The 1,671-nt window shown below is 64.8% G+C and carries 1 protein-coding gene; it reads right to left on the bottom strand.

What is annotated here, in order from left to right; genetic code table 11:
* Nucleotides 1-1,671: TonB-dependent siderophore receptor (locus H928_RS27480; protein WP_239644949.1), on the bottom strand; the 1,671-nt coding region annotated here is incomplete at both ends.

The raw sequence follows: 1,671 nt of genomic DNA, 5'->3' as shown, positions 1-1,671 counted from the left end.
GTGGCTGCTGTTGACCAGGTTGCCGATGGACGAGTAGTAGCGCTTGTTGAACATGTTGTTGAAGTTCAGGCTCAGCTGCCAATGCGGGTCGATCTGGTAGCGCACATAGCTGCTCCAGACGGCGCGGCCCGGGGCATTGAGGCTGATCGCGCCGATCTTGCGGTAGGAGGCGCTTTGGGTGTTGACGCCGCCGCCGATGGTGAGCGCGTTCCAGTCGCCGGGCAGGCGGTAGGTGGTCCACAGGCGCAGCAGGTGCTTGGGCGTGTAGCTGTTGAAGTCCAGCCCTTCGTTGTTGATGTCGCGCTTGTAGGTGTTGCGGTTGAATGTGTAGCCGGCAAACAGGTTCCAGCCCCGGCTCAGCTCGCCGCTGATCTCGGCATCAAAGCCCTGGCTGCGCACGCGCCCGTCGTCGGTGTAGCAGTAGTAGCCATCGCGGCAGTCGGGGCCGGAGGCGATGTCTTCGGTGGCGCGGTTCTTCTGGTCAACGCGGTACAGCGCAAACGAAGTGTTGGCGCGGCCGCCCAGGATCTCGCCCTTCAGACCCAGCTCATAGGTCGCGCCCTGGATGGGTTTCAGGTTCTGGCCCGCTGCATTCAGCGATGCCTGGGGGTTGAAGATATCGGCATAGCTGGCGTAGGCCGACCACTGCGGGTTGAGGGCGTAGATCAGCCCGGCAAAGGGCATGAAACGGGTGTTGGCCTGGTGCGAGTTCGAGGTGACGACATTGCCGGTCGTCGTCGTGATCAGTTCGTATTCGGACCTGTAGTTGCCCAGGCGTCCGCCCATCACCAGCTTGAGTGGATCGGTCAGCTGCAGGCGCAGCGCGCCATAGGCGCCCACCTGGCGCGTGGTACCCAAAAAGCGCTCGGTGTTGGCGTAGCGAATCGCTTCGTTGCTGGGTTCTTCTCGGAAAGGGTTGGGGTCGAACACATTGATCGGCACTGCCGGTGTGATCGAGCTGTAGTCGCTGGTGGCCTTGCCCCGACTGTAGCTGGTGCCCAGCACCAGTTGGTGCTCGCGCCCAAAGGCGCTGAAATCGCCGACCAGGCTGGCGTCCAGGCCCGATGCGCTCTGGTCGGCCTGGGTCAGGTTGGTGACAGTGGCGCCCAGGCCGGTGGCAGCGGCCACGGCGCGCTGGGACGAGGCGTACTTCATGTCCAACTCCTCCTTGACATGCAGGGCCGAGACCTTGGCGCGCCATTGGCTGTTGAACTGGTGGTTCAGGTCTGCATACAGCGTTCGGGTGTTGTTGTTCTGGCGGTTCCAGATGGCGCCCAGGTAGGTGGAGCGGGGCAGCGCGATGTCGCGGCCATCGCTGTAGTGCGGCAGGCCCGAGATAAAGGGCCGGCCCTTGAAGGACTCGTAGCTGGCGCCCACGCTGACCTGGGTCTGGGGCGAGATGTCGTACTCCAGGGTGCCGTACAGGGTGCCGTTGCGTTGGTTGGCGTAGTCGATGAAGGAGTGCTGGTCGTCCACATCGATGACGGCGCGGCCGCGCAGGCTGCCTTCGGCGTTCAGCGCGCCGCTGCCATCGATTTGCGCGCCATAGCGGTCCCAGGAGCCGGCCTTGGCGGTGACGGTGACGCCGCCTTCCTTGAGCGGGCGCTTGCGCGCCAGGTTGACGGCGCCGCTCGGATCGCCCCCGCCTTGCAGCAGGCCGGCCGAGCCGCG

This window comes from Comamonas sp. B-9 (assembly GCF_000410635.1).
Classification (GTDB): Bacteria; Pseudomonadota; Gammaproteobacteria; order Burkholderiales; family Burkholderiaceae_C; genus Comamonas.
The sequence above is the reverse complement of the archived record's forward strand: the minus strand, read 5'-3'. Positions and strand labels throughout refer to the sequence as shown.